Origin of the sequence: Arthrobacter sp. B6, assembly GCF_001663775.1 — a bacterium.
Taxonomy (GTDB): domain Bacteria; phylum Actinomycetota; class Actinomycetes; order Actinomycetales; family Micrococcaceae; genus Arthrobacter.
The window spans coordinates 1,538,653-1,564,265 of sequence record NZ_KV467168.1; the positions used below are offsets into that span (position 1 = coordinate 1,538,653).

A 25,613-nucleotide genomic window follows, 5' to 3' on the forward strand; every position below is an offset into this window, starting at 1 on the left:
CTTGAACCTTCCTGAACCCCAGGCTGCCGCGCAGGCCGGGCCGGCATTCGAACTCGGCGCCTATCTGCTCGGCCCGTCGCAGGCCGGGCACTGGGCCGTAGAACGGCAGCTCCTGGACCGGGCGGCAGGCGCCCACGGAACCTTTTCCGGCGTCGTCCATTTTTCTCCCACGGACGACGGCGGCCTGGCCTTCCACGAGGAAGGAACCATGAACTGGCCCACCTTCACAGGCCCCGCCTCCCGCGAATACCTCCTCAAATGCGCCAGCCGGCCCGATGTGCTGGACGTGTTTTTTGCCGATGGGCGGCCCTTCCACCGGATGAGCTTCAGCCCGGAGGCCAACCTGGACAGACACTGGTGCGATCCCGACACCTACCGGGTGAAGTACATCTATGAGGGGTCTGACCGCTTCAGCTACACCTGGGACGTCAGCGGGCCAAGCAAGGACCTGCTGCTGACCTCGGCCCTGAGGCGGCTAGGCTCGAAGCCGTGAAAGCCCGCATTGTTGTCTCCGCCGTCTGTGTCTTCGACGCGGCAGGGCGGCTCCTGACCGTCCGCAAACGCGGCACCAGCATGTTTATGCACCCCGGAGGCAAGCCCAAAGCGGGCGAAAGCGCCGTCCACGCCGCGGCGCGGGAGCTCCAGGAGGAAGTGGGGATCGTCGTGGATCCGGAGGACCTGCAGCTGATGGGCGTGTGGATCGCGGATGCCGCCAACGAGGCCGCCACGGACATCGAGGCGACGGTGTTTACGGCGCCGGGGACCTGGACGGCCCACCCTTCGGCTGAGATCGCCGAGATCCGCTGGCTGGACCTGGCTGCGCTGGCTCGGGGCGCGGCACTTCCCGCGGACCTCGCGCCGCTGCTGACGGACCACATCCTGCCGGAACTCGCCGCGCTCCGCCCCGGCCCCAAGTAGGTCGCAGCAGGTGTCGTTTTGACGGCTAAAACGACACCTGCTGCTACTTAGTTGGGGAATGGTTGAGCCGCTAGAACTCCGGAACGGCTTCCACAGCCACGGCGGTGGCCTCGGCGAACTGCGTGCGGTACAGCTCCGCATAGCGGCCCTCGGCCGCAAGCAGCTCCGTATGCGTCCCGCGTTCCACGATCTGCCCGTCCTCCACCACCAGGATGACGTCCGCGGCCCGGATGGTGGACAGCCGGTGGGCAATCACGACGGCGGTACGCCCCTCGAGTGCAGCGCCCAAAGCCGCCTGGACTGCGGCTTCGTTGGTGGAGTCGAGCGCGGCGGTCGCCTCATCCAGGATCACCACCCTGGGTTGCGAGATCAGCAGCCGGGCAATGGTGAGCCGTTGGCGTTCTCCACCGGAGAGCCGGTAGCCCCGCTCCCCCACCACGGTGTCCAGGCCGTCGGGCAGGGACCGGATCATGGTCTCCAAGCGGGCCTGCCTGATGGCGTCCCACATGTCCGCCTCGGTGGCGTCCGGCCTGGCGAGCCGGAGGTTGGAGGCAATGCTCTCGTGGAAAAGGTGACCGTCCTGGGTGACCATGCCCAGCGTGTCGCGCAGCGAGTCGAACGTCGCGTCCCGGACGTCCAGCCCCGAGCCCGGCCTGGTGCCGCCCAGCCGCACGGCGCCGGAGTCGACGTCGTACAACCGCGAAAGCAGCTGCGCAATGGTGGACTTTCCCGCGCCGGAGGACCCCACCAGCGCTACCGTTTGCCCGGGTTCGACGCGGAAACTGATGCCGTGCAGCACCTCTTCACCGCCGCGGGTGTCCAGGGTGGATACCTCCTCCAGCGAGGCCAGTGACACCTTGTCCGCCGAGGGGTACGCGAACCTGACGTCGTCGAACTCCACGGACACGGGGCCGGGCGGCACCTCGACAGCGTCGGGTTTCTGCTGGATCAGCGGCTTCAGGTCCAGGATCTCGAAGACCCGTTCGAAGCTGACGAGGGCACTCATGATTTCCACGCGCGCGTTGGAGAGGGCGGTGAGGGGGGCGTAAAGGCGGGTCAGCAGGAGCGCCAGCACCACGACGTCGCCCGCAGCAAGTTGCCCGGTGATGGCATACCAGCCGCCCAGGCCGTAGACCAGGGCCAAGGCAAGGGCGGACACCAGCGTTAGCGCCGTGACGAACGTGAACTGCAGCATGGCCGTGCGGACGCCGATGTCGCGGACCCGTCCGGCCCGGACCGCGAACTCCCGGGATTCCTCATCCGGCCGGCCGAACAGTTTGACCAGTGTGGCGCCTGGAGCTGAGAAGCGTTCGGTCATTTGGGTGCCCATGGCAGCGTTATGTTCGGCGGCCTCGCGGCGCAGGTCCGCGAGCCGGGAACCCATCCGGCGCGCGGGGATCAGGAAAATCGGCAACAGGACCATCGCAAGCAGGGTGACTTGCCAGGACGTGCCCAGCATCACGATCAGCGTCAGGACCAGGGCCACTACGTTGCTGACCACGCCGGAGAGGGTCCCGGCGAAGGCGGACTGGGCTCCGATGACGTCGTTGTTCAGGCGGCTGACCAGGGCCCCGGTACGGGTGCGGGTAAAGAAGGCGATGGGCATCTTCTGGACGTGGTCAAAGACCCTGGTTCGGAGGTCCACAATCACGCCTTCGCCGATCGTGGACGAAAGCCAGCGGCTCACAAGTCCCAGGCCGGCTTCGGCCACAGCCACCAAGGCGATCAGCACGGCAAGCCTGATGACCTCCCCGGCGCCGGCCTTGGCCACGATGGCGTCCACTACCTGGCCTGCGAGGACGGGGGTTGCCACGGCGAGGAACGCCATCACGATGGAGAGCGCCACGAAGGCGATCAGTTTGCCACGGTGCGGGCGGGCGAAGCCCAGTACCCGTTTTAGAGTGGCTTTGGAGAACGGTTTGGAGCCGCTCTTGGCCCTGGTGATCTTGTGCAGGGAGTTCCAGGCCACCCCCTCCATGCTCATGGGTGTTGCTCCGTTGCGCCGGTCATCACTTCAGTCACCATTCCGTTGTCCACATTCCACCGGACGTCCAGCTGAACGTTCTCGAGCAGCCTCCGGTCATGGGTTACTAACAGCAAAGCGCCCTCATAACTTCCCAGCGCCTCTTCCAGCTGCTCGATGGCGGGCAGGTCCAGGTGGTTGGTCGGCTCATCGAGGACCAGCAGGTTCACCCCGCGGGCCTGGAGCAGCGCCAGGGCCGCCCTAGTGCGCTCTCCGGGTGAAAGGGAGTCCACCGGGCGGGCCGTGTGGTCCGCCTTGAGCCCGAATTTGGCCAGCAGGGTTCGGACCTCCGCCGCCGTCAGTTCCGGAAGGACGGCCTCGACGGCGTCAGCCAGCAGGAGGTGCCCGGCCAGCAGTCCGCGGGCCTGGTCGATTTCCCCGACGGCCACCGATGCGCCCATGGCAGCGTGGCCGGAGTCCGGGGCCTGCACGCCCAGGAGCAGCCGAAGCAGCGTTGACTTGCCCGCACCGTTGGGACCGGTGATGCCGATCCGCTCCCCCGCATTGAGCTGGAGGTTGACCGGGCCCAGCGTAAAGCTTCCCTGGTTCACCACAGCGCCCCGCAGTGTTGCCACTACGGCGCTGGAGCGGGGCGCCTGGCCAATGGTGAACTGCAGCTGCCATTCCTTCCGCGGTTCCTCCACCACATCAAGCCGGGCAATCCGGGACTCCATCTGCCGGACCTTCTGCGCCTGCTTCTCCGAGGACTCTGTGCTCGCGGCGCGGCGGATCTTGTCATTGTCCGGGCTTTTCTTCATGGCGTTCCGCACGCCCTGGGAGCTCCATTCACGCTGCGTCCGGGCGCGGGAGACAAGGTCCGCTTTAGTGGAGGCAAACTCCTCGAACCGTTCCCGGGCGTGCCGCCGTGCCACGGCGCGTTCCTCCAGGAAAGCCTCGTAGCCGCCGTCGTAGACAGCAACCGAATTCTGGGCCAGGTCCAGCTCCACGATGGTGGTGACACAGCGGGCCAGGAACTCACGGTCGTGGGACACCAGCACCACACCGCCGCGGAGGCCCTGCACAAACGCCTCGAGTTTGGCCAGGCCGGCGAGGTCAAGGTCGTTGGTGGGCTCGTCCAGCAGCACAATGTCGAAACGGCTGAGCAGCAGGGCGGCAAGAGCCACCCGGGCGGCCTGGCCGCCGGAGAGACCCGTCATGAGAGCGTCAGTGCCGGTTTCCAGCCCAAGGTCTGCCAGAACGGGCGGGATGCGCTCATCGAGGTCCGCTGCCCCGGAGGCCATCCACCGGTCAAAGGCGAAGGAATAGGCATCGTCCGCCCCCGGGGCGCCGGAGCCCAGGGCTTCGGCAGTGGATTCCATCTCCGCCGTGGCCTGGGCACAGCCGGTACGGCGTGCGATGTAGGCGGCAACGGTCTCACCCGGCACCCGTTCGTGCTCCTGCGGAAGCCATCCCACGAAGGCGTCTGCCGGGGCGAGGCTGACGGACCCACCCTGTGGCTGGTCCACCCCTGCCAGCAGTCGCAGCAGCGTGGATTTGCCGGCACCATTGGCTCCCACCACTCCTACAACGTCGCCAGGAGCCACCGTAAGCGAAAGCTTGGAGAAGAGCGTCCGGTGGTCGTGGCCTCCGGAAAGGTCTTTGGCAACCAGGGTTGCAGTCATGGGTCGATCCTCTCGATGCTGCCGGACCGCGAAACCCCGTCTTAGGGGCGGTGGCCCGGGATGAGGCTCCGGGACTCCGCAGAAAACCGCGGAAAGTCGCGGGAAACCGGGTGATTCCGCCCCGCACGCGGAAGGGCATAAAAGACCCCGCCGGTCCGGACTTGGGGGGTGTACGGACCAACGGGCTCGACCATCAAGCATAGTCGAATCCGTACTCCGCGTAAAATTCCATTGGGTGCGGCGCGGTAAAATCGAGCCACCATCCGTTCTGCAGAGAGCCCTTCATGACCCTCCCCGCCAAGGCGTTCCAGCGCTGGCTGCAAGGCATCGCGCCCAACGCCAGCACGGCAGACGTCTGCCGGATCTCCGGGATCAAGCGGACCACCCTGGCCCAGCAGCTGGTCCGCGGGAAAGTTGCTGTTGCCACGGTGGTGAGTATCAGCCGCGCCTACGGCGTCAACCCGGTGTCGGCACTCGCCAGCTTCGATGCCTACCGCGAACTGGCGGCTCCTGTCCCGCCCACCCGATGTGAACTGGTCAGCCAGATCTCCACGCCGGACCTCCTGCGGGCCGTGCTGGCGCGCTCCACTGTTGATCCGGCCGGCCGCTCTTCAGCCGAACCGCCGGCGCTGAGCCCGGCACCGCACGCCACCTCCGTCAAGAACTGGGTTGAGGCGATCGACGACGGCGAGCTGCGGCACCGCGTTTCGGCCGCCACCGGAGTCGCACCGCAAAACTATTCGGCACAGCTGACGGCGAACCGCCTGTCCCCGGAACTGGCCGTTGCCACGTCGCTTGCCGCGGGAGTCGGTGCTGCCGGCGGGCTGGTCGCCACGGGATTGATCACCGAGGCGGAGGCTGGCTGGCCGCCCGATGCCCGCCAGGCTGCCTTGGACAGCTTGCACGACGGCGAGCTGACCGCCTTGGCGGGCGACCGGCTGCAGGCGCTGGGCAAAACCCTGAAACGCCAGGAACACGACCAAGAACAAACCGACAAGATCTGGGAGAACCTGGGATGATCGAAATCCTTCAGTGGTCCACCCTGGCCGTGTGCGGCCTCGTTGCCGGGGCCCGGATTCCCAGCGCCCTGCGTGGCGAGAACCTGACTCTGTTCTGGATCTTTGCGCTGATGACCCTCGCCATCCTCCTCAGCATCGAAGCTCCCTATGTAGCCATTGACCAGGCGCTGGGCGGATTCAACTTCGCGAACCTCATCCTGCGCTTTGTCATCTTCGCCGCCATCCTCTGCGTGGGCATCCGTGTCACACGTGGTTTCGGTGCCACCGGTGGCTACCGGCTGCTGACGGGCCGGATCGGGATGACAGTCCTCGCCGTGATCTCGCTGTCCCTCATTGCACTGTTCCTCATGATTGACTCAGAAGGCTCGTCCGCGGGGATGGCTCGAGTCTCGGCCCGGGGCGGCACGGATGCCTTGCTGGTGGAGTACTACGGTGCCGCCGGGAGGGCGTATCCCGCCTATGTGTCCCTCGTGCTGTTGCCGGCCATGGTGCGTGCGGTGCGAAGTTCGCTGCCCTTGCCGATCCGTACCGCGGCATGCCTGCTGGCGGTTGGTGCGGTAGCCATCGCTGTGACGCTGTTCTTCCCCGTGATTCCCCCCAGCTGGGGACCCGCCGAGTTCATCATCAATTACACGGCGGTGCTGTGCTTCATTGTGGGCCTGGCGCTCATCTGGGCGGCCAGGGTCCGCTACGGCGGCAGTGCATCGACTTCAAGGCCTTCTACTGAAAAGTAACAAAGATGGATTCACAATTTCATTAGAATATGAAACAATCATGAATGTGTGAAGGCGAGGCGCCGGGCGTTTACGAACGGGGAAATTCTTAGACGTTTCGCCTCAGGGTCCTTCACTCGCATTGGGGGGATGAGTGGTGGCGGTCGTTGGGGACCGCCCCCACTCAGCCTATTTAAAGGCCTTTCCGCTCAGCGTGCGAACCTCAGCGTCACCAATTGGAAGGGGCGCAGGGCCAGCGTGACCCTGCCGTGCCCTGACGGCGTTACACCGGGCGCTTCCGCGGGCCGTTCCAGCAGGTCCGTGGCGTACACATCCCTGACCGCGAAGTTTGCACTCAGCAGCCCGGTTGAACGCTGGCCGAGGGACTCGTAGAGCCGGACGACGACGTCTCCGGAGCCGTCCTCTGCAAGCTTCACTGCCTCGATGACCAGCGCGGGGTTGGGCACAGTAAACAGCGGCTCCACCGGATTGGCGCCCCGCACGACCCTCGGCGCAAGGTTGGTCCGGTACCCCTCCTCCACGGCCTCAGCGATGCCGGCACCGGGACGGATGGTCACCGTCAGTTCATGGTGTCCGCGGTCCGCGGCAGGGTCCGGGAACTTGGGGGCACGGAGGAGCGAGAGCCGGACAATTGTGGTGGTTCCGCCGTCGCCCTCACGGATGTTCCTGGTGACGTCATGCCCATAGGTGGATGAATTGGACAAGGCCACGCCATAGCCGGGTTCGGCCACATGGATCCACCGGTGGGCGCAGATCTCGAACTTGGCGGCTTCCCACGAGGTGTTGACGTGTGTCGGGCGGAAAACGTGGCCGAACTGCGTCTCGGAGGCCGAACGGTCCGCCCGGACGTCCAGCGCAAACCCCAGTTTGAGGAGCTTCTCACTCTCCTGCCAGGCGACGGCCGTGGTGATCGCCAGCGAATCGCTCCCCGGGGCCAGCGTGATCCGCTGCGTCACGGGGGAAGACCCAGCGACGCGTTCCACCACCACGACGGCGGATTGGCCCTCCGATTCCAGCCGCAGCGCGTGCGCCTCATCCGAGGCAGTGACGTTGCGGCGGTAGAACTCGTCGATGTCCCACGCGTCCCATTCATTGGGTGTGTCCCGGTGGAGCTCCAGCAGGTTGCCGCGCTGACCGGGCGCGATCGCTTCCCGTCCACTGGCGTAATCCGTAAGGGACGCAATGAGCCCGTTGGAATCCAGGACAGCACGGATGACGCCGTTGTCCAGCACGTATCCGCCGTCGTCCGCCGCTGCTGTCCTTACGGGCTCGCCGGCAGCCACGCGTTCCGCGGCACCGAGTGCCGGGACGCCGTCGCGGGCGTGGGGCGCAGCGTTGAGCAGGAACTCGCGCTGGCCCTCGCCGAGCAAGGCAGCCGCTGCCTGGGCGATGAGCGCTTCGAGGCCTGCGCTGATGGCGGAGTAGTTCCGCTCGGCGTCCTGGTGGACCCAGGCGATGGAACTGCCGGGCAGGATGTCGTGGAACTGCTGGAGCAGCACCAGGCGCCACAGCCGCTTGAGCTCCGCTGCGGGGTACACGAAGGATCCACCCGTGCGGACGGTTGCGGAAGCACACCAGAGTTCCGCCTCGCGGAGGAGGTGTTCACTGCGGCGGTTGCCACGCTTGGTCTGGGCCTGGCTGGTATAGGTGCCGCGGTGGAGTTCCAGGTACATCTCACCCACCCATACGGGCAGAGCCGTGTACTCCTCCTCGGCCTGGGTAAAGAAACTTTCGGCGGAGCCAACCCGGACCTTGGGCGACCCTTCCAGGTCGCTGGCGCGGTGCGCCGCAGCCAGCATCTCGCGGGTGGGTCCGCCGCCGCCGTCGCCGTAGCCGAACGGGACCAGCGAGGTGCTGCCGCGCCCATGGTCGCGGTAATTGCGTTCCGCGTGCGCCAGTTCCCGCCCGCTGAGCTCGGAGTTATAGGTATCCACGGGCGGGAAATGCGTGAAGAGCCGCGTGCCGTCGATCCCCTCCCAGTTGAAGGTGTGGTGCGGCATCCGGTTGATCTGGTTCCAGGAGATCTTTTGCGTGAGGAACCAGCGGCTGCCTGCCGCCTTGACGATCTGCGGCAGGGCGGCAGAGTAGCCGAAGGAATCCGGCAGCCACGCCTCGCGGCATTCGATGCCGAACTCATCAAGGATGAAGCTCTTGCCTTCGATGAACTGCCGGGCCATGGCTTCTCCGCCGGGCATGTTGGTATCCGATTCCACCCACATGCCGCCCACCGGCACGAACTGGCCCGCTTTGACCTTCTCCCGGATGCGTCCGAACAGTTCGGGGTAGAACTCCTTCATCCAGGCCAGCTGCTGGGCCGAGGAGCAGGAAAACACAAAGCCGGGGTCCTCATCCATCAGGGCCACAACGTTCGAGAATGTCCTGGCGCACTTGCGGATGGTTTCGCGCACCGGCCACAGCCACGCGGAGTCGATGTGGGCGTGGCCGGTGGCCACCAGCTGGTGCGCGGAGGCGTAGGCAGGCCTGGACAGCACCTCTGCCAGCACCTGGCGCCCGGCGGAGGCAGTGCCTGCGACGTTGTCCGGCTCCATGGCGTCCATCATCCGCTCAAGCGCGCGGAGGATTTCGTGGCGCCGCCGCTGCTCCGTGGGAAGCTCATGCATCAGCCCGGCAAGGGTCCAGATATCCTGTTGGAGCTCCCACACCGTCTGGTTGAGTTCGGCGATGGAGATGTTTCCCAGCCGGTACTGGGGCGCCGTGCCGGCAGTGGCCTTGTCTCCGTACGGGGTGGCGGCGAACGTCCAGCCCTGTGCGACGTCGGGGTTGGCTGCCGCCTCCACATAAAAGTCCACGGCCATGCCGCTACCTAGCAGCTTCAGCGGGATGTACTGGTTACGCGGCGAAATGGCCTTGATGATGGTGCCGTCCGGGCGCCACGCGATCCCCTCACACTGGAAGCCGGGGATTTCGGTGGTGAAGCCAAGATCCACCACGATTTCCACCGTGGTGTCCGGGTCCGTCCCCCACGACTCCGGGACGTCGCCCTGCAGCCGCAGCCATTTGGTCCCCCAGGGCTTGCCCCACGCGGCACCGGGCTCCTGCGGCACAAAGTCGTGGCGGAGCGCTTCCATCACGGTCACAGGTTCGTCCGGGACATCCCAGCTGCTGAGTGTCAGGGGAACGCTGCGTGTATAGACAGCGGGGATGATCCGTTCACGTACGAAACGGTCCAGGCGGACTTCCGTGATCCGGCGGTCGTCATGCAATGTAAGCCCTCTTTAACGCTTGAAACTGGATCAAAGTGTCCATTCGATGGATAAAATCTACTGCTTAGTAGCGTAATAACCAAGCCTCTGCGGGCTCGGTTCCCTGCCAGTTTTATCCTCGAAGCTCCACCGGATCCTCAGCCGGGGCAGGGACCGTGATCCTGTGCTGGCCGGCATAAACGTTCAGGCTTGTTCCCCGGCTGAATCCCGCCAGCGTCACTCCACTCGCCTCGGCAAGCTCCACCGCCAGGCTGGACGGAGCGCTTACCGCAGCCAGCACAGGGATCCCGGCTAACGCCGCCTTCTGCACCAGCTCAAAGGACGCACGGCCGGAGACCTGCAGCACCAGCCCGGACAAGGGAAGCATGCGCTCCCTCAGTGCCCAGCCCACTACCTTGTCCACGGCGTTGTGCCGGCCCACGTCCTCGCGGAGGCACAGAAGCTGCACCCCGCCGTCGTCCTCTATCCTGAACAGTCCGGCGGCGTGGACTCCCCCGGTCACGTCGAAGACGGCCTGCGCCTCCCGAAGGCGGCCCGGCAGCGATGCGAGAATGGCCGCAGGTACCGAGACCGGGTCCGCAGCAGGACTGTAGTGCGATGACTTCCGGACAGCGTCAATCGAATCCGTGCCGCAGATCCCGCACGAGCTGGAGGTGAAGACGTTCCGGCCGAGAGTCGGAACGTCGACGTCGGGGCGCAGTTGGGCCTCCACGACGTTGAAGGTCTGCACCCCGTTTTCGTCCTCCCCGGCACAGAACCGCAGCGACACCAGCTGTTCGGGAGTCCAGATAATCCCCTCCGACACCAGGAACCCGGCCACGAGGTCGAAGTCGTCGCCGGGAGTGCGCATTGTCACCGAAAAGGAGAGCGGGCCCAGCCGGATTTCAAGGGGTTCCTCCACTGCGAGGGTGTCCTCCCGGTGCCGCACGGGGAACTCAAGGGCCTGCGGCGACCCGTCCAGCACGTACCGGTGGACCTTGCGGCGTTGCGTAACGCGCCCCATGTCCTACTCCCCGTCCTGCCGGCGGAAGCCCCGCATTGTTTCCCGTAGCTGCCGGTCCCGGCCAGGATGCCTTTTCATGACTCCATCATTGCAAGCGCACGGTCGCTAAGCCAGCCGTTCCCGCAGTCAGCCCAGGAGCGCGCTCCAGTCCACGGGGCCTGCCGGTTCCGCAGACCTGGAACCGGCCTTACGGGTTGGGCGTGCCGGTGTCTTGGGCTTGGTTCCCGGGGCTTCGGGAACGGCGAGCGGCGGCCCCCAGGGCAGGGGGAACGCGGGTACCGCTTCACCGAGCTGGACTCCGTGGGGAGGCACCACCATCACCCCGTGGGCCGATGCCAGCCCCCGCATCATGCCTGGGCCGGTGTGCTGTGCAGGCGAGGCCATGCCATAAAGCAGCCGGAACGGCACCAGCCGCGTCCGGCCGGGATCAGGCTCGATGGTGGTTCCGCACGGGACCTCCTGCACAGCCGGCATGGAGCCGTGCCCCAGTGCGGCGAGCAACGGCGCACCCACGGTAGACAGTGCCATCATGGCGGCCAGCGGATTTCCCGGCAATCCAAGGACAAACCGTCCGTCCGGCAACTCCGCGAGGACAGCGGGATGGCCAGGACGCATGGCGATCCCGTCAATGACCAGCCGCCCACCCAGCTCAGCGACGGCCTGGCGAAGGTGGTCGGTGCCGGAGCGGCCTGTACCGCCGGTGGTGATGACGACGTCGGCAGGCAGGACGGCCGGGACCGCACCTCCGGGCTCGGCAACGTCCTCCAGGGCGGAGAGCCATTCCTCGTAGGAGTCGCCGATCCTTTCCTGCCCCGCCGGAATTCCGCCCAGCATTTCCACGACGGCGGCGAGCTGCGGTCCGAACGTGTCACGTACCTGTCCGGGAGCCGGCACACCCTGAGTCACTACTTCGGATCCGGTCAGCAGCAGTTTGACCACCGGCTTGCCCTGCACCAGCAGATCATCGTGGCCGGCAAGGGCGGCCACGGCGATGTGGGCCGGGTTGAGGGTGGCGCCTGACTTGACCAGGACGTCCCCCGCGGCCGCTTCCTCGCCTGCTTTCCTGATGTGCTGGCCGTTCTTCGGTTCCCCGGGCCGGGCGCCGCCTCCGACCATCAGGACCGGAAGCCCGTCCTCGTCAGTGCCCAGCACCGCACTTTCGCTGCGGAGCACGGCTTTCGCGCCGGCCGGAATCAGGCCACCGGTCACTATGGGGCTGGCCTGGTGCGGCGCCAGACGCTGGCCCGCCTCGGCCAGAATCCAGGGACCGCTGCCGTTGACAGCCCAGCCGTCCATCGCAGACGACGCGTAGTGGGGCATGTCCTGGAGTGCGGTGATGTCCTCGGCAAGCGTCCGGCCCAGGGCCTGCTGTAAGGGGACGCGCCCCGCCGGTATCGGCGCAGCACAGTCGAACGCAGCCTGGCGGGCCTCCTCCCACGTGTGGGCCAGATGCCTGGTGGGTTCGTCCTGCGCGTCCTGGTTTGATGTCCCGCCGGGGGCGGCGGTCATTCGGCAGGAGTCCCGGCGGATGCAGAATCGTAGTCCACGGCCAGGGATCGCGCCACGTCCATGGCCGCTGACATGGAAGCGGTGTCCGTTGCCTGCCCCGAGCCTGAGGCCAGCCCCGCAGCGAATCCTGCGATAAAGGTGGTCAGTGGCGCGGCCGGCCGGACTACAGAATGCGCCGCCACCCCCGCGAGCGAGAGGATGGCGTTAACGTCCACCTGAACGTCCTCAAGTTCGTAGGCCTGAAGGAGCGCCCTGCACCATTCCTCCAGCGTCTCATCCTGGCTTTTCACTGTATGCCTCCCAAATCAACTGCGGCCACGCAGGTCCGGAACCTGGTCATGGTTCCTGGCCGGCCACTCCAAGCGCGGCGGCATCATCCCAGGTATCCACGTCATCCGTGGAACCCGCCGGGACGGTGACAAGCTGCACATCCAGCCTAGCAAGGAGAGCGGACACGGAGCCGTTCATTAAGGCACCGCGAGAGATGAGGTTCTGAACTGAACGCTGCAGCGCCGGAGTGCTGTAAAAGCCCGCCAGGGGTTGGCGGTGTCCGTCCGCCGAGACAGCCATGACGCCGTCGCCCTGACCGAGAGCCCGCCGAAGGGCATCAATCGCCGGGCCTACCCTGGGCATGTCACAGGCCAGCAACAGGGTGAAGGGCGGACGCAGCCCCGCAGGGCCGAGCGCCGCCAGCCCCGCGCCGATGGCCGACGCCGGACCGGAAAAAGGCGGATCCTCCCGGCAGGTGATGACCCCCGCAGGCAGGGGTCCCGGATCCGGGCCCACCACTACCACCGATCGTGCGCCCGCCACTGCTTCAAGGGACCGCTGCAGGAGGGAGGCGCCGTCGTAGATCAGCGCCTGCTTAGGCACCCCGCCCAGCCGCGACGAGCGGCCGCCCGCCAGGATGACCGCGTCATATTCGAAGGCAACAGAATCCACAGTCCCAGCCTAGCCGGGCTGGGACCGTGTTCCTTCATGCGCTCGGCTTAGGCAGCCCGTTCAGGCAGCAGGAACGGGTCCCAGGCAGGGGTGGGTTTCTCCAGCTCCTTGATCTGCCAGATCGTGCCATGGGGTGGTTCGGGTGTGAACCGAAGTTTCCAGCCCATCTCGCCCGGCGTGTGGTCGCCTTTGACGTTGTTGCAGCGCAGGCATGCGGCGACCAGATTCTCCCAGGAATCTGCGCCGCCACGGGACTTGGGCTGGACGTGGTCAATGGTGTGCGCAGCTTTTCCGCAGTATGCGCACCTGTGTCCGTCCCGGCGCAGCACTCCCCTGCGGCTCACGGCAGTGGTCTGGTTGTATCGGGGACGGATGTAGCGGTTCAGGAGGATGACGGACGGGCGGCCCAGAATCTCCTGCGGCCCCACTACAGGGTCCTCGCCTTCCGCGACAACGCTTGCCTTCCCTGTGAGCACAAGGACCAGCGCCCGGCGGAAGGTGATTACCGCCAGCGGTTCATATCCAGCATTCAGAACGAGAGTGCGCATGCACGTACCTCTTCACGGCCGCACCCGTCAGGGGCGCGAGGGCCGGCTGCCCTCGGCATGTCCGGGCTATGGATCGACACCACAAGAGTAAACAAAGAAACCCGGGATCAACTAATCCGTTGTTCTGGAATATGCACGTGTCCATGGCCTGCTGCACGGTATAACGTCCGGCAATGCCGTTAACGCGAAGGACCCCCGCCAAAGGGCGGGGGTCCTCCAAAGCGCTGCTGGGAAATCAGTTGACGCGGATGAAAACCGGGCCGGAGCCAACGTTGGCGCTGAAAACTACGGTCTGGTTCCCGTTGTAGCCACCGTGTACAGCCTGGCCGTTGCCGGCGTAGACAGCTACGTGGGCGACGCCCGCGCCGCCATCGGCGTAGTAGATCAAGTCGCCGGGCTGAGCCTCTGCGGCGCTCACGGTCTGTCCCAGGGACAGGTAGCCTGCGGGCCAGTCGTGGAAGTTGATGCCCACGGCGGCCAGGGAGTTCGTAACCAGCATGGTGCAGTCCTGCATCACACCAAGCTGGGCGTAGGCAGCGGACAGGATGGCCTGCCCCTTGCTGCTGGCAGCAACGGGCGCCTTCGGGGCTGCGGGGGCTGCCGCAGCTACCTTGACGGTTGCAACAGGCTGGGCGGCCGGCGCTGCCGGAGCCTCAACCTCGGGCTCGGGTGCAACAACCACGGGAGCCGGCGTGGTGGTCACAGCAGGCTTCTCGTAGGAGATGGCAATGGTGGAAGCAGCCGAAATGATGGCCGGAGCGGACGCCTCAACCTCAAGGTTCGAAGCGGAGGCGGATTCACGCTGGACGTTGGTGTCTGCAGCGTTCGCCGCGATACCACTGGTCAGGACCAGGCCGGACGCAGCGGCGATAACCGCGGCCTGGCGGCCCACGCCACCGGCGTTGTCGCCGACGGCCTTGGCAATGACAGCCAGCGAGTTGGTCTTGGTGACCTCCGCGCGGTGCCGTGCAACAGTTGCACGAGTAGTCATTATTTCTCTCTTTCGTATTCCTCAGGACCGCACAGGCAGGCCAAAGACTTTGGGCGTGCCGGCATCTTGGGGGTACGCCGGCACACCCCGAACGGGGATTTAGCGAAAAGTGTTCTGGAGAAGAACGGTTCTTCTACTTCATGGTGAAGAACGAGGAGGTGCCGGTGGAGGCCACCGAGTGCAGCAGGGTTCCCTGTGAGGGGTTCAGGGCGCTGATCATCATGCCGTTGCCAACGTAAATGCCTACGTGGGCTCCGCCATTCTGCATAACAAGGTCACCGGGAGACGGTGTTGAGGTGGGCGTCATTGCCGTCCAGGCATTGACACGCGGAATGCTGATGCCGGCCTGGGCATAGACCCACTGGGTGAATCCAGAGCAGTCCCAGCCGCTGGGAGTGGTGCCACCCCAGACGTAGGGGTTGCCAATGCCGGTGTAGGCGATAGCTGCCAGGCCGGATGCTGCTGCCGACGATGCTGCGTCCGTCAGCTTGCTGGCTACTGTGGCCGTCGCGTCTGAGTCGCTCTCCGTGTCAGTGGACTGAGCCCGGACCGTTTCGACCCTCGGCGCCGGCGTGGTTTTGACCACGGGGCGCTCGAAGGAGACAGTGGCGGTGGGGGCAGCCGTGACGGCAAGGGCAGTCTGCGCTGAACCGGACTCGGTGGAGGCGGATACGCCAGCGGTGGTGTCCGCAGCGTTGGCCGGAAGCCCCATGCTCAGGATCATGCCCGTTGCGGCTGCAATGACAGCAGCCTGGCGACCTACGGTCCCGGCATTCGCACTGACAGCTTTGGACACGGGGCCCAGCGGGTTGGTGCGGACCGTTTGCGCGCGGTGGCGCGCAGAATTATGGCGTGAAGACACGAAGGTAGCCTCTCCCAATGCCTACGAGGTGAGCTGTCGGATTCGGATGGGAGTGCACCCGGCCACATCGCTTCCTGGGAAGCTTTGTGACTTAACCCCAAGGCCTCCAAACTTCGAAGGCCAAAATTGGTTCCCCCGCCCCTGCCAGACGATGTGATGCGAACGGACCTTGAGCGGTGGCAGAGCTAGGCAATCCACTCAAGAACGTCAACTTCGGAAAAGTTGACGCAAGTTAGACGGTACAGCAGTTCGGATTGAATGTCACATTCAGGTCACGGCATGTCACGAGAATGTGAGAGTTTTCCATCGTTTGACTAGAGCCAGCCGGTAGGGTCAACGACTTCACCGTTGACCTGGACCTCGAAGTGGAGGTGGCAGCCGGTGGAGGCGCCTGTGGTGCCGCTGAGCGCCACCACTTCGCCGCGGCTGACCGTCTGGCCTTCTTTGACGTTGAAGGACGACAGGTGGTTGTACGTGGTTTCAAGGCCATTGCCGTGATCAACCACCACGCGGTTGCCTCCACCGTACTGGTGCCATCCGGCGAACGTGACGGTGCCGCTGGCGGCCGCCAGGACAGAAGTGCCGCACTGGGCCACGTAGTCCTGGCCGCGGTGAAAGTCTCCGGAGCCGCCCGTGATTGGGCTCACGCGGTAGCCGAACGGGGACGCGGTAGCGAGGCTTGCAAGTGGGGCCCCGAGGCTCCCGGCGGACGCAGCCCTGGTGATCGAGCCGGCCGACTGGGCACTCAGGAGCTGCTTGAGCTTGCCGTCGGGATCGCCCTGGGTGACAACGGAGGACCGGCTGAAATCGATTCTTGCGGCCGCTTCGGCGGAAATTTCGGGCTGCGCTGCTGCGGAAACGGCCGCCGACTCCTGGCCGACATCAGGCGTAGCCAAGACGGGGCTGGTGGCCGGCACCGTGACAGTGAGTACCAGGCCCGTGGCTGCGAGGGCAATGCCGGCCTTCTGGCCAACACCACTGGCGGCTGCAAATTCGGTGATTTGCCGGAAGGGTCCCCGCCGGCGGCGCGCATCACGCTGTGGATCCCGGGGCCTGTCCGCGGCCACGGCTGCAGCGACGCGAGGCGCCGCTGCGGGGCCGGCCGCACGGCGGCGGCCCCTGGAATTCTGCATGGTCAAGAACGGTTCCTCTCTGGAAAGCCTGCGAAGTTAGCTGTCGGATTCGGGTCAGAGAGTTCAAAGACCCGGTCCGCCGTAAGCAAGCTTCGGCGCAGAGATATCCCGTGAGGATCCTTCGCTGGAAGAGGCTTGCTGCTGACGGACTTCACCCCAAGGCAGCCTTGCGACTGCCGGTTGTGGTTCCCCCGCCTCTGCCAGTTGGTGACTCGCATACCCAATCTGCTGGCAGAGCTCGGCTCCAGATCAGGTAACGCTTTTGTATCGACGCTTGGGGTTAACTATAGGCGATTAAGCCGGACAGTAACAATTCCGTTATCTTTGCTTAAAGCCCAATCAATGGGGTAACCCCGCCCCGGCTAAAGGACCTCCAGGCCTGCCTCAGCTGACGGAAACAAATACGTGCGCGGCGACTTCCGGGGGGAGCTCCAACGCTCCCTCGATCCCCGGCACACGCACTGATATGTAGTCCCCGACGCGCTCCAGCGAGATCGCGGCACCCGGCCGGATCCCGCCCTCGTCCAACTGGGTCAGCAGCTCCGGCTCCACCTGGATAGGCTCTGCCAGCCTGCTGACAACCACCTTCGATCCCTCGCCGTAGCCTTTCATGGCTTCCAGGAGATTAATCACATCATCGGTGAACGACGACGATGCCTGGCCACCCAGGGCCGCCAGGCCGGGAATGGGATTCCCGTAGGGGGATTCGGTGGGGTGGTTCAGCATCTCAAAGATGCGCCGCTCGACGCGTTCACTCATCACGTGCTCCCAGCGGCACGCTTCGTCATGGACGTAGGCCCAATCCAGGCCGATGACATCGGCAAGAAGACGCTCAGCGAGGCGGTGCTTGCGCATGACCTCCGTGGCCCGTTTCCGGCCGATCTCCGTCAGCTCCAAGTGACGGTCTCCGGAAACCACCACCAGGCCGTCACGTTCCATCCGGCCGATGGTTTGGGACACCGTGGGCCCGGAGTGCCGAAGCCGTTCAGCAATGCGTGCGCGAAGAGCAACAATGTTCTCTTCCTCAAGCTCCAAAATGGTCCGAAGATACATCTCCGTAGTATCGATCAGATCCGTCATCCAGCTCAGCTCCTCGAGCGCAGTACCTTGCGTTGTCCCACCGTATCGCGCCCCAACAGCGACGTAGTCCGTGGAAAAGCTTAGCCTATTTTGAGTTTGTCCGGATAATTACCAGCCTGCCGCACGCCCGTCTCAATGACTGGACTATGACGGTGCCGGTTCCCGCCGAATCCGCGGTTCAGGCAGAATAAGGGAGGTCCTCGTTGCATTCATTGTCGACTGCCGGCCACCCCACGTCCCGGACGCCAGTCACGTCCACGCCGAAATTGGAGCCCCTGTGAGCGAAAACAGCATCACTATTCCCGCCGATCTCCTTCCCCGGGACGGACGGTTCGGCGCAGGACCTTCCAAGGTCAGGCCGGAACAGATTGAAGCGCTCTCAGCGGCATCGAAGTCGATCCTGGGCACGTCCCACCGCCAGGCTCCGGTCAAGAACCTTGTCGGTTCGGTCCGCGAGGGCCTGAGCCAGTTCTTCCGGGCGCCCGAAGGATATGAGGTGATCCTGGGCGTGGGCGGTTCCACCGCGTTCTGGGACATTGCCAGCTTTGGCCTCGTAGAGAAGAAGGCGCAGCACCTGTCCTTTGGCGAGTTCGGGTCCAAGTTCGCGTCGGCCACTAACAAGGCCCCCTTCCTGGACGCTTCTTCCATCATCAAGTCCGAGCCGGGGACCCACCCGGTTGCCCAGGCCGAAGCTGGAGTCGACGCCTACGCCTGGCCGCAGAACGAGACCTCCACCGGCGTGGCAGCGCCCGTGAAGCGTGTGTCCGGTGCCGACGACGGAGCCCTCGTCCTGGTGGACGCAACGTCGGCGGCGGGTGGCCTGGATGTTGATGTTGCCGAGGCAGATGTCTACTACTTCGCTCCGCAGAAGAACTTTGCGTCTGACGGCGGCCTCTGGCTGGGCCTCTTCTCCCCTGCCGCGCTGGAGCGTGCAGCCCGGATCAAGGCGAGCGGCCGCTGGATCCCGGACTTCCTGGACTTGCAGACAGCGATCGACAACTCCCGCCTCAACCAGACCTACAACACGCCGTCCCTCTCCACCCTAGTGACCCTGGACGCCCAGGTGCAGTGGCTGAACGCCAGCGGCGGCCTGGACTTCGCCAGCAAGCGGACCGCCGACTCGGCAGGCCGGGTCTACAGCTGGGCCGACGCCTCCGACTTTGCAACGCCGTTTGTGGCCAAGCCAGAAGAACGCTCAAACGTCATCGCCACGATCGATTTCGACGACACCGTTGACGCCACCGTTGTTGCCAAGGTGCTGCGCGCCAACGGCATCCTGGACACCGAGCCGTACCGCAAACTGGGCCGCAACCAGCTCAGGATCGCCACCTTCGTTGCGATCGAACCGGCGGACGTCTCGGCACTGCTGGCCAGCATCGACTTTGTGGTGGGCGAACTCCGCAAGTAGGGCCCCACCACTCATCGATTGCTCCGTAGGCGCCCTTTTGCTGCCCCTAAAGGGCGTTGTTGGAGCAATCGATGGGGGTAGTGGGTACTTAACGCTCGACGGCGGCGTCGGGGCCGAGGCCCGGACGCCGCCGTCTGCTGTTACTCGCCGGATTATTCGGCGTCAGGCTCTTCAGTGTCAGGCTCTTCAGCGTCAGGGTCGTCAAGGTCCAATTCCTCGGCTGCCTGCGCATCGGTGGCGGGCTCTTCGGTATCCGGATCGTCCTGGACGTAAGGTGCCTTGACTCCGGCGTCCTCCGCATCCTGGGCATCCTCGGGGCGCACGCGTTCTGCCCACGGCACCCATTCGGGGGCCAGGATCGAATCCTCGGAGGGCAGCAGGCCAAGTTCGCTGACCGTTACGGTCTTGGATCGTGAGTTGCGCGTCAGGACGGCAAACCACTGCCACCCCTGGTAACCGGGCAGGCGCGACTCGAAAAGGTGCGTCACCAGCCGGTCGCCTTCACTCTTTGCAGCGACGTGGGGGCCAATGGTGGACGGCGCGGTAATGCCTTCAACGGCGGTGCGTGCCACGTCAATGGCAGCGGCAAGGAACGCGTCCGGTTTGCCGGTGCGCCAGGCGGGCACACCCGCGCGCCGCTTGGTTTCGGTCGTCGCGGGGGCGCCGGTCACCGCGGCAGCAGACTGCTCAATCACGTCACCTGTCTGCTCCACTTCCGTTTGCTCCGGCTGTTCAGCTTCCGGGTTCATCAGCAGGCCTAAACATCCAGCTCGTCGGCAACCTTACGCAGGGCTGCCGCGATGGCCTTGCCCTTGTTGCCTTCCGGGTACTTGCCGGCGGACAGCGTTCCGGAGAGGTTGTCCAGAACGCTGACCAGGTCCTGCACCAGGGGCGCCAGGTCCCTGGCGCTGGGCCGCTTGGCTTTGGCGATGGACGGTGTCTTGTCCAGGACCCGCAGGCCCAGGGCCTGTGCGCCCTTGCGGCCGTCGGCAACGCCGAACTCCACACGCGTGCCTGCCTTCAGCTCGGTAACGCCCTCAGGCAGCGATGATTTGGGCAGGAACACTTCCTGGCCGTCCTCGCCCGCGAGGAATCCGAAACCTTTTTCCTTGTCATACCACTTGACCTTGCCGGTGGGCACGTAATCAACCTTCTTCGTTCTGACGTCTTGAGACACGGCCGGCAGTCACCGCATCCGCATTGATATGCGGGTTCAGGGTATGACTGCCCGGGCCGAGTGGGCCTTTTGCTTCAAGGTTATCCTGCCGGGCGCCCGATTCCTGCTTTCCCGGGCTTCACACTGCCGCCTGCCGAGAGGACTGTTAGCGTTACGTCCATGACACCCTCGCATTACCGGCGTCCACTGATGATCTGCGCGGCAGCGGTCGCCCTGCTCTCGCTCATGGCGGTGGGCGCTGTGATGGCGCTGGCCTTTGCCGGCTCGGCTGCCCCCGTGTGGGTCACCTCCACCGCCCTGTACGGCCTGCCGCTGGCATTCCTGCTGATGCTCTTCCTGATCCTGGACAGTGTGGCGGGACGGCGCCGGGCAGGAAAGTCCGGCGGGCGGTAACGTTGGACTGATGTCCCTTATCCGCGCGCTGAGCAAAGAACTGGAGGCACGCAGCGACCAGTCGTTGCGTGTGCTGTTCGCCGCGCGGCCGGACCTCATTTCGCCCGCCGTTCCGGACTTTTCCGCCCTCGCGGCGCGTGCCAGCGCCAGGGTGAGCGTCCAGCGCGCATTGGAGCGTCTGAACAAGCCGCAGATGCAGGTCCTGGAAACCCTTCATCTGTGCACCAATACCGATACTGCCCACAGCGCCTGCGCGGCCAGCCTGCGAAAGTTCATTCCCGGCGCGTCGGTGGCTGCCGTAGACCGGATTCTGGCGTCCCTGCAGGACCTCGCGCTCGTGCACCGGTCGGATCCCCCGCACGGAACAGCCCCCACGGGGCACCGTCAGCGCTTCTACCTTCCGGTCGGATCCCTGCGGGACGTGGTGGGCATCTATCCCGCAGGGCTGGGACGCAGCTACACCGAACTGGTGCGCCTGCAGCCGGCGTTCGCACAGCGGGTGGTCCAAATCGTGGGCGAGCTGCACCGCAGCGGCGTGCCCGTCCAGGACGCGACCACACCCATGGAGGCAGCGCTGGCGCTGCAGCACTGGACGTCCTCGCCGGAAGCGCTGCAGCAGATCCTGGCCGACGCTCCGGAACGTACGACGGCGTTGCTCGCCCGGTTCGGGAACTGGGCCATGGGTGCCGTCCCCCAGGCGCAACGGAAAGCCTCCGTGGCCAACGAAGCCGCCGACGTCGGGCCCGTTGACTGGCTGCTGGCCCGCGGCCTGCTGGTCCCTTTGGACGCAGCCCATGTCGAGCTGCCGCACAGCGTGGGTGTCTCCCTCCGGGGCGGCGCGATTATCAATGACTTCACTCTTTCCCCGCCCGTTCCCGAGCTCGGCCACACCACCGCCGCGCTCCGCAGGAACGCCGCTTTGGGGGCCATTGCGGAGACCCTTCGGCTTGTGGGTGAGCTCCTCCACGTGGTCAGGGAACAGCCGCTGGCCACGTTGCGCACCGGCGGCGTGGGCGTGCGGGAGATGAGGCGGCTGGCGGAAGCGCTGCGGATTGAGCAGCATCGCGCAGGCCTGCTGGTGGAACTGTGTGCCCTCTCCGGCCTGATCCGCCTCGATGTCGATTCCTCAGCCTGGGTCCAGCCTCCGGAGCTGGAATGGCTGCTCCTGCCCAGGCAGGAGCAATGGCTGTGGCTGGTCAATGCGTGGCTGGCGAGCGAACGCGTCCCGTCGCTGGTGGGCCAGCCCATCAGTGGGCAGCCGGGCATGCCCGCGGCTGTCCATCGCGGCGCAGCCGGGACCACCGTTAATGCGCTCTCGGCCGAGGCCCAACGGCCCGACGCACCCGTTGTCAGGAAGCGGATCCTGGAAATCCTGAACCAACTGACCAACGAGGCCACGGCGCCCGACGCCCACGCCCCGGTCCTGGACGCCGCCGCCGTGCTGCAACGGGCTGAGTGGGAGCAGCCCCGGATGGCGCGCAGGTTCAGTTCGCTGATCCGGGGTGTCCTGGCGGAGGCGGACCTGCTCGGCCTGACCGGCTCAGGGGCGCTCAGCCAGCTGGGAAGCGCGATCGCCGAGGACAACCCCGATGAAGCGCTGGGCATCCTCGGTGAGCATCTCCCGGCAGCGTTGAACCACGTCCTGCTCCAGGCCGACCTCACAGCCGTGGCCCCTGGCTACCTCAGTCCCGAACTCAGTGAAAAACTGCTGCTCATGGCTGACGCCGAAGGGCAGGGCCCGGCAACGATCTACCGGTTCTCCCCCGCGTCGGTGCGGCGCGCGCTGGAGGCAGGCCAGGACGCTGCGAGCCTGCTGGGCTTCCTGCGGGAGCACTCCGCCACCGCTGTGCCGCAGCCGCTGGAATACCTCGTGGAGGACACCGCCTCGCGCCACGGCCGGCTGCGGGTTGGCATGGCAGCGAGCTTCGTCCAGTGCGACGATGAGACCGCCGTACTGGAGCTCGCTTCCGAATCAAAGGCCTCCGGGCTTGGCCTCGTGAGGATCGCGCCGACGGTCCTGATTTCCACGGCGCCGCCGCGTGAAACGGCACAGGTCCTGCGCAGCCTGGGCCTCTCCCCGTCCGTGGAGGAATCCGAGCCGTCCCTGGTCCGGTTGCGCCGCAGCACACCGGTTCCGGTCAGCACCCGGCCGGTGTACACGGCGCCGCGGACCGCGCCCGCCGAAGCCGAAATGGATGCCCAGCTGGCTGTCCTGCGCCACCTTAAACCCTCTTCCCCCGTCGGCCAGGATGGCCACGGGGCCCCGCCCGGATCGGAGGCCGGCCCGGGATCGGGGGCCGGGACCCCGCCGTCGTCCGCGTCCGGGTCCGGATCGGGGGAAACCGCAACCCAGCTGGGGCTTGAGACCCTGCAGCGGGCCATCCGGCTCAAGCAGACCGTCAGCATGAACGTGGTGGACGGTGGCGGGAATGCCAACCTGGAGACAGTTGTTCCCTTATCGGTAAGTGGCGGACGGGTCAGGGTCTTCGATCCGGCACGGGAGACCGAACGCGTAGTTTCCATCCACCGGATCATTGATATAGAGGCCGCAGAAGAACTGCGGCAGTGAAGGACGCCACCTCGTGAATGACGGACCGCTGATCGTCCAGAGCGACAAGACCATACTGCTCGAGGTGGACCATGAACTGGCCACCGAGGCCCGCCATGCCATCGCCCCCTTCGCCGAGCTGGAACGCGCCCCGGAGCACATGCACAGCTACCGGCTGACCCCGCTGGGCCTGTGGAACGCGCGCGCCGCGGGGCTGGACGCGGAAAAGGTCCTGGACACGCTGCTGAAGTACTCGCGCTTCCCGGTGCCGCATTCCCTCCTGATCGATGTCGAAGAGACCATGTCCCGGTACGGGCGGCTGCGGCTGGAGAAGGACCCGCAGCACGGCCTGGTTATGCGCACCGACGATTACCCCGTGCTGGAAGAAGTCATCCGGGCGAAGAAAATCCAGCCCTTGCTTGGCCCCCGGATCGACGGCGAAACCATCGTGGTCCACTCCTCACAGCGGGGCCAGCTCAAGCAGCTGCTCCTGAAAATCGGCTGGCCGGCGGAGGACCTCGCCGGCTATGTGGACGGGACGCCGCACCTGATCGCGCTGAACGAGGACGGCTGGAAGCTCCGTCCCTACCAGCAGCTCGCCACGGAAAACTTCTGGGCCGGCGGCAGCGGCGTAGTGGTGCTCCCCTGCGGCGCGGGCAAGACGCTGGTGGGCGCGGCGGCCATGGCCGTCAGTTCCACCACAACGCTAATTCTGGTGACCAACACAGTGGCAGCCCGGCAGTGGAAGGACGAGCTGCTCAAGCGCACGTCCCTGACCGAGGACGAAATCGGCGAGTACTCCGGCGCCGTCAAGGAGGTCCGGCCGGTGACCATCGCCACCTACCAGGTCCTCACCACGAAACGCGGCGGCCTCTACCCTCACTTGGAACTTGTGGACGGAAACGACTGGGGCCTGATCATCTACGACGAAGTGCACCTGCTGCCCGCCCCGATCTTCCGGATGACGGCAGACCTGCAGGCACGCCGCCGGCTCGGGCTTACCGCCACCCTCGTCCGGGAGGACGGCCGCGAAGGGGAAGTCTTCAGCCTGATCGGGCCCAAACGGTATGACGCTCCGTGGAAGGACATCGAATCGCAGGGCTACATCGCCCCTGCGGACTGCGTGGAAGTCCGGGTTGATCTCCCCCGTGACGAACGAGTCGCCTATGCGATGGCCGAGGATGCTGACAAATACCGGCTGTGTTCCACGTCAGAGACCAAAACGCGGATCGTGGAACAGCTCGTGGCCCAGCACCTCGGCGAGCAGTTGCTGGTAATCGGGCAGTACATCGACCAGCTGGACGAAATCGGCGAGCGCCTCGACGCGCCCGTCATCAAGGGCGAAACGTCCGTGAAGGAACGGCAGAAGCTTTTCGATGCCTTCAGGGCCGGCGAAGTGCAGACACTCGTGGTGTCCAAGGTTGCCAACTTCTCCATCGACCTGCCGGAAGCCTCCGTGGCCATCCAGGTCTCCGGGTCCTTCGGCTCACGCCAGGAGGAGGCCCAGCGACTCGGCCGTCTGCTGCGCCCCAAAAAAGACGGACGGGCTGCCCGCTTCTACTCGCTGGTGGCACGGGACACCCTGGACCAGGATTTCGCGGCCAAACGGCAGCGCTTCCTGGCCGAACAGGGCTACGCCTACCGGATTTTGGACGCCAAAGACGTTGAGCAGGCGGGCTAGCAGCCCTGTTGGGCGCGTGGGAATACCTCACGGAACACCCACCATCCATCCAGAAAACTCCCAGACTCTGGGAGCATCATGGGAGTATGAATAAGAACGGCCCAGAGGCGAAGCTACTTGTTGTTGATGACGAACCCAACATCCGCGAACTGCTGTCCACGTCCCTGCGGTTCGCAGGCTTCGAGGTCGTTTCGGCAGGCAACGGGCGCGATGCCCTGGCGGCGGCCGAGCTCCACTCGCCGGACCTCGCCGTGCTGGACGTGATGCTTCCGGACATGGACGGCTTCACCGTCACCCGGCGTCTTCGCGCCTCAGGCAAACACTTCCCGGTGCTGTTCCTGACCGCCAAGGACGACACCGAAGACAAGGTCACCGGCCTCACCGTGGGCGGCGACGACTACGTTACCAAGCCCTTCAGCCTGGACGAGGTGGTGGCCCGGATCCGTGCCGTCCTCCGCCGCACACAGCCCCTGCTCGACGACGACGCCGTCATCCGGGTGGATGACCTGGAGCTCGACGACGACGCCCACGAAGTCCGCCGCGGCGGCACCGTGGTCGAGCTCTCCCCCACGGAATTCAAGCTCCTCCGGTACCTGATGCTCAACCCTAACCGGGTGCTCTCGAAGTCCCAGATCCTGGACCACGTGTGGGAGTACGACTTCAATGGTGACGCCTCCATTGTCGAGTCCTACATCTCCTACCTCCGCCGCAAGGTGGACATCGATCCCGAGGCACCTGCCCTGATCCAGACGAAACGCGGTGTGGGCTACGTGCTCCGGACGGCAGAGAAGCGCTGAC

General features: G+C 65.7%; 23 protein-coding genes and 2 riboswitches. Of the genes, 9 read left to right on the forward strand and 14 right to left on the reverse strand.

Features of this window, described 5'->3' with window-relative positions:
- Position 1: 1 nt before the first annotated feature.
- Together AU175_RS06635 and AU175_RS06640 are read left to right on the forward strand one after the other, a co-directional pair.
- Entirely contained in the window at positions 2-493 is a 492-nt protein-coding gene (locus tag AU175_RS06635; RefSeq protein ID WP_066286863.1) for a DUF6314 family protein, read from the forward strand.
- Complete coding sequence (locus AU175_RS06640) at positions 490-918, forward strand: NUDIX hydrolase (protein ID WP_066286865.1); 429 nt, start codon at positions 490-492, stop codon at positions 916-918. The genes AU175_RS06635 and AU175_RS06640 overlap by 4 nt, the downstream gene beginning before the upstream one ends.
- A 70-nt stretch (positions 919-988) precedes the next feature.
- Here the strand turns inward: AU175_RS06640 and AU175_RS06645 are convergent, their stop codons facing one another.
- The gene (locus AU175_RS06645; RefSeq protein WP_066286867.1) at positions 989-2,902 is read right to left on the reverse strand and encodes an ABC transporter ATP-binding protein; all 1,914 of its coding nucleotides are present in this window, start codon (positions 2,900-2,902) and stop codon (positions 989-991) included.
- Positions 2,899-4,563, reverse strand: coding sequence for an ABC-F family ATP-binding cassette domain-containing protein (locus AU175_RS06650; protein ID WP_066286869.1), 1,665 nt, complete (start codon positions 4,561-4,563; stop codon positions 2,899-2,901). Before AU175_RS06650 ends, AU175_RS06645 begins: the two co-directional genes overlap by 4 nt.
- Positions 4,564-4,847: 284 nt before the next feature.
- Here AU175_RS06650 and AU175_RS06655 point away from each other — a divergent pair, with 284 nt between their 5' ends.
- Together AU175_RS06655 and AU175_RS06660 are read left to right on the forward strand one after the other, a co-directional pair.
- Positions 4,848-5,582 (forward strand): hypothetical protein, encoded by a 735-nt coding sequence (locus AU175_RS06655; RefSeq protein WP_066286871.1) that lies wholly within the window; start codon positions 4,848-4,850, stop codon positions 5,580-5,582.
- Positions 5,579-6,316 (forward strand): hypothetical protein, encoded by a 738-nt coding sequence (locus tag AU175_RS06660; protein WP_066286873.1) that lies wholly within the window; start codon positions 5,579-5,581, stop codon positions 6,314-6,316. Before AU175_RS06655 ends, AU175_RS06660 begins: the two co-directional genes overlap by 4 nt.
- A gap of 188 nt (positions 6,317-6,504) precedes the next feature.
- Here AU175_RS06660 and AU175_RS06665 read toward each other — a convergent pair whose 3' ends face one another.
- The 10 genes from AU175_RS06665 to AU175_RS06710 form a co-directional block, all read right to left on the reverse strand.
- The gene (locus tag AU175_RS06665; RefSeq protein ID WP_066286876.1) at positions 6,505-9,540 is read right to left on the reverse strand and encodes an alpha-mannosidase; all 3,036 of its coding nucleotides are present in this window, start codon (positions 9,538-9,540) and stop codon (positions 6,505-6,507) included.
- Between the two features lie 112 nt (positions 9,541-9,652).
- Positions 9,653-10,543, reverse strand: a complete 891-nt coding sequence (gene fdhD, locus AU175_RS06670) for a formate dehydrogenase accessory sulfurtransferase FdhD (protein WP_066286879.1) — start codon at positions 10,541-10,543, stop codon at positions 9,653-9,655.
- Between the two features lie 126 nt (positions 10,544-10,669).
- Positions 10,670-12,052, reverse strand: a complete 1,383-nt coding sequence (locus AU175_RS06675; protein WP_066286881.1) for a molybdopterin molybdotransferase MoeA — start codon at positions 12,050-12,052, stop codon at positions 10,670-10,672.
- Complete coding sequence (locus tag AU175_RS22315) at positions 12,049-12,342, reverse strand: DUF6457 domain-containing protein (protein WP_066286884.1); 294 nt, start codon at positions 12,340-12,342, stop codon at positions 12,049-12,051. The genes AU175_RS06675 and AU175_RS22315 overlap by 4 nt, the downstream gene beginning before the upstream one ends.
- 46 nt (positions 12,343-12,388) lie before the next feature.
- Positions 12,389-12,994, reverse strand: coding sequence for a molybdenum cofactor guanylyltransferase (gene mobA, locus AU175_RS22320; protein WP_066286885.1), 606 nt, complete (start codon positions 12,992-12,994; stop codon positions 12,389-12,391).
- Between the two features lie 47 nt (positions 12,995-13,041).
- Positions 13,042-13,542, reverse strand: a complete 501-nt coding sequence (locus AU175_RS06690) for an HNH endonuclease (RefSeq protein WP_066286886.1) — start codon at positions 13,540-13,542, stop codon at positions 13,042-13,044.
- Between the two features lie 235 nt (positions 13,543-13,777).
- A complete protein-coding gene (locus tag AU175_RS06695) occupies positions 13,778-14,533 on the reverse strand; it encodes an NlpC/P60 family protein (RefSeq protein WP_066286891.1) in 756 nt (251 codons plus the stop codon).
- A 133-nt stretch (positions 14,534-14,666) separates the two neighbouring features.
- A complete protein-coding gene (locus AU175_RS06700) occupies positions 14,667-15,329 on the reverse strand; it encodes a C40 family peptidase (RefSeq protein ID WP_066290688.1) in 663 nt (220 codons plus the stop codon).
- A gap of 70 nt (positions 15,330-15,399) precedes the next feature.
- Positions 15,400-15,573: riboswitch (cyclic di-AMP (ydaO/yuaA leader) on the reverse strand.
- Between the two features lie 136 nt (positions 15,574-15,709).
- On the reverse strand, positions 15,710-16,528 hold the full coding sequence (locus AU175_RS06705; RefSeq protein ID WP_082979042.1) for a M23 family metallopeptidase: 819 nt from the start codon (positions 16,526-16,528) through the stop codon (positions 15,710-15,712).
- A 10-nt stretch (positions 16,529-16,538) separates the two neighbouring features.
- Positions 16,539-16,755, reverse strand: a riboswitch (cyclic di-AMP (ydaO/yuaA leader).
- A gap of 157 nt (positions 16,756-16,912) precedes the next feature.
- Entirely contained in the window at positions 16,913-17,608 is a 696-nt protein-coding gene (locus tag AU175_RS06710) for a metal-dependent transcriptional regulator (RefSeq protein WP_066286896.1), read from the reverse strand.
- A 277-nt stretch (positions 17,609-17,885) separates the two neighbouring features.
- On the opposite strand from AU175_RS06710, the gene serC reads away from it, so the two are divergent.
- Positions 17,886-19,016, forward strand: coding sequence for a phosphoserine transaminase (gene serC / locus AU175_RS06715; RefSeq protein WP_066286897.1), 1,131 nt, complete (start codon positions 17,886-17,888; stop codon positions 19,014-19,016).
- Positions 19,017-19,168: 152 nt separating this feature from the next.
- On the opposite strand, the gene AU175_RS06720 is transcribed toward serC, so the two are convergent.
- On the reverse strand, positions 19,169-19,765 hold the full coding sequence (locus AU175_RS06720; protein ID WP_066286898.1) for a DUF3027 domain-containing protein: 597 nt from the start codon (positions 19,763-19,765) through the stop codon (positions 19,169-19,171).
- An 8-nt stretch (positions 19,766-19,773) separates the two neighbouring features.
- Entirely contained in the window at positions 19,774-20,157 is a 384-nt protein-coding gene (locus AU175_RS06725) for a cold-shock protein (protein ID WP_066286899.1), read from the reverse strand.
- 195 nt (positions 20,158-20,352) lie between these two features.
- On the opposite strand from AU175_RS06725, the gene AU175_RS06730 reads away from it, so the two are divergent.
- The 4 genes from AU175_RS06730 (at position 20,353) to AU175_RS06745 (ending at position 25,612) form a co-directional block, all read left to right on the forward strand.
- Entirely contained in the window at positions 20,353-20,586 is a 234-nt protein-coding gene (locus AU175_RS06730; protein ID WP_066286901.1) for a hypothetical protein, read from the forward strand.
- A gap of 10 nt (positions 20,587-20,596) precedes the next feature.
- Complete coding sequence (locus AU175_RS06735; RefSeq protein WP_066286903.1) at positions 20,597-23,155, forward strand: helicase-associated domain-containing protein; 2,559 nt, start codon at positions 20,597-20,599, stop codon at positions 23,153-23,155.
- 13 nt (positions 23,156-23,168) lie between these two features.
- Positions 23,169-24,815 (forward strand): DNA repair helicase XPB, encoded by a 1,647-nt coding sequence (locus tag AU175_RS06740; protein WP_066286905.1) that lies wholly within the window; start codon positions 23,169-23,171, stop codon positions 24,813-24,815.
- 86 nt (positions 24,816-24,901) lie between these two features.
- Positions 24,902-25,612: a response regulator transcription factor gene (locus AU175_RS06745; RefSeq protein WP_066286906.1), complete on the forward strand. Its 711-nt coding sequence runs from the start codon at positions 24,902-24,904 to the stop codon at positions 25,610-25,612.
- Position 25,613: the final 1 nt, after the last annotated feature.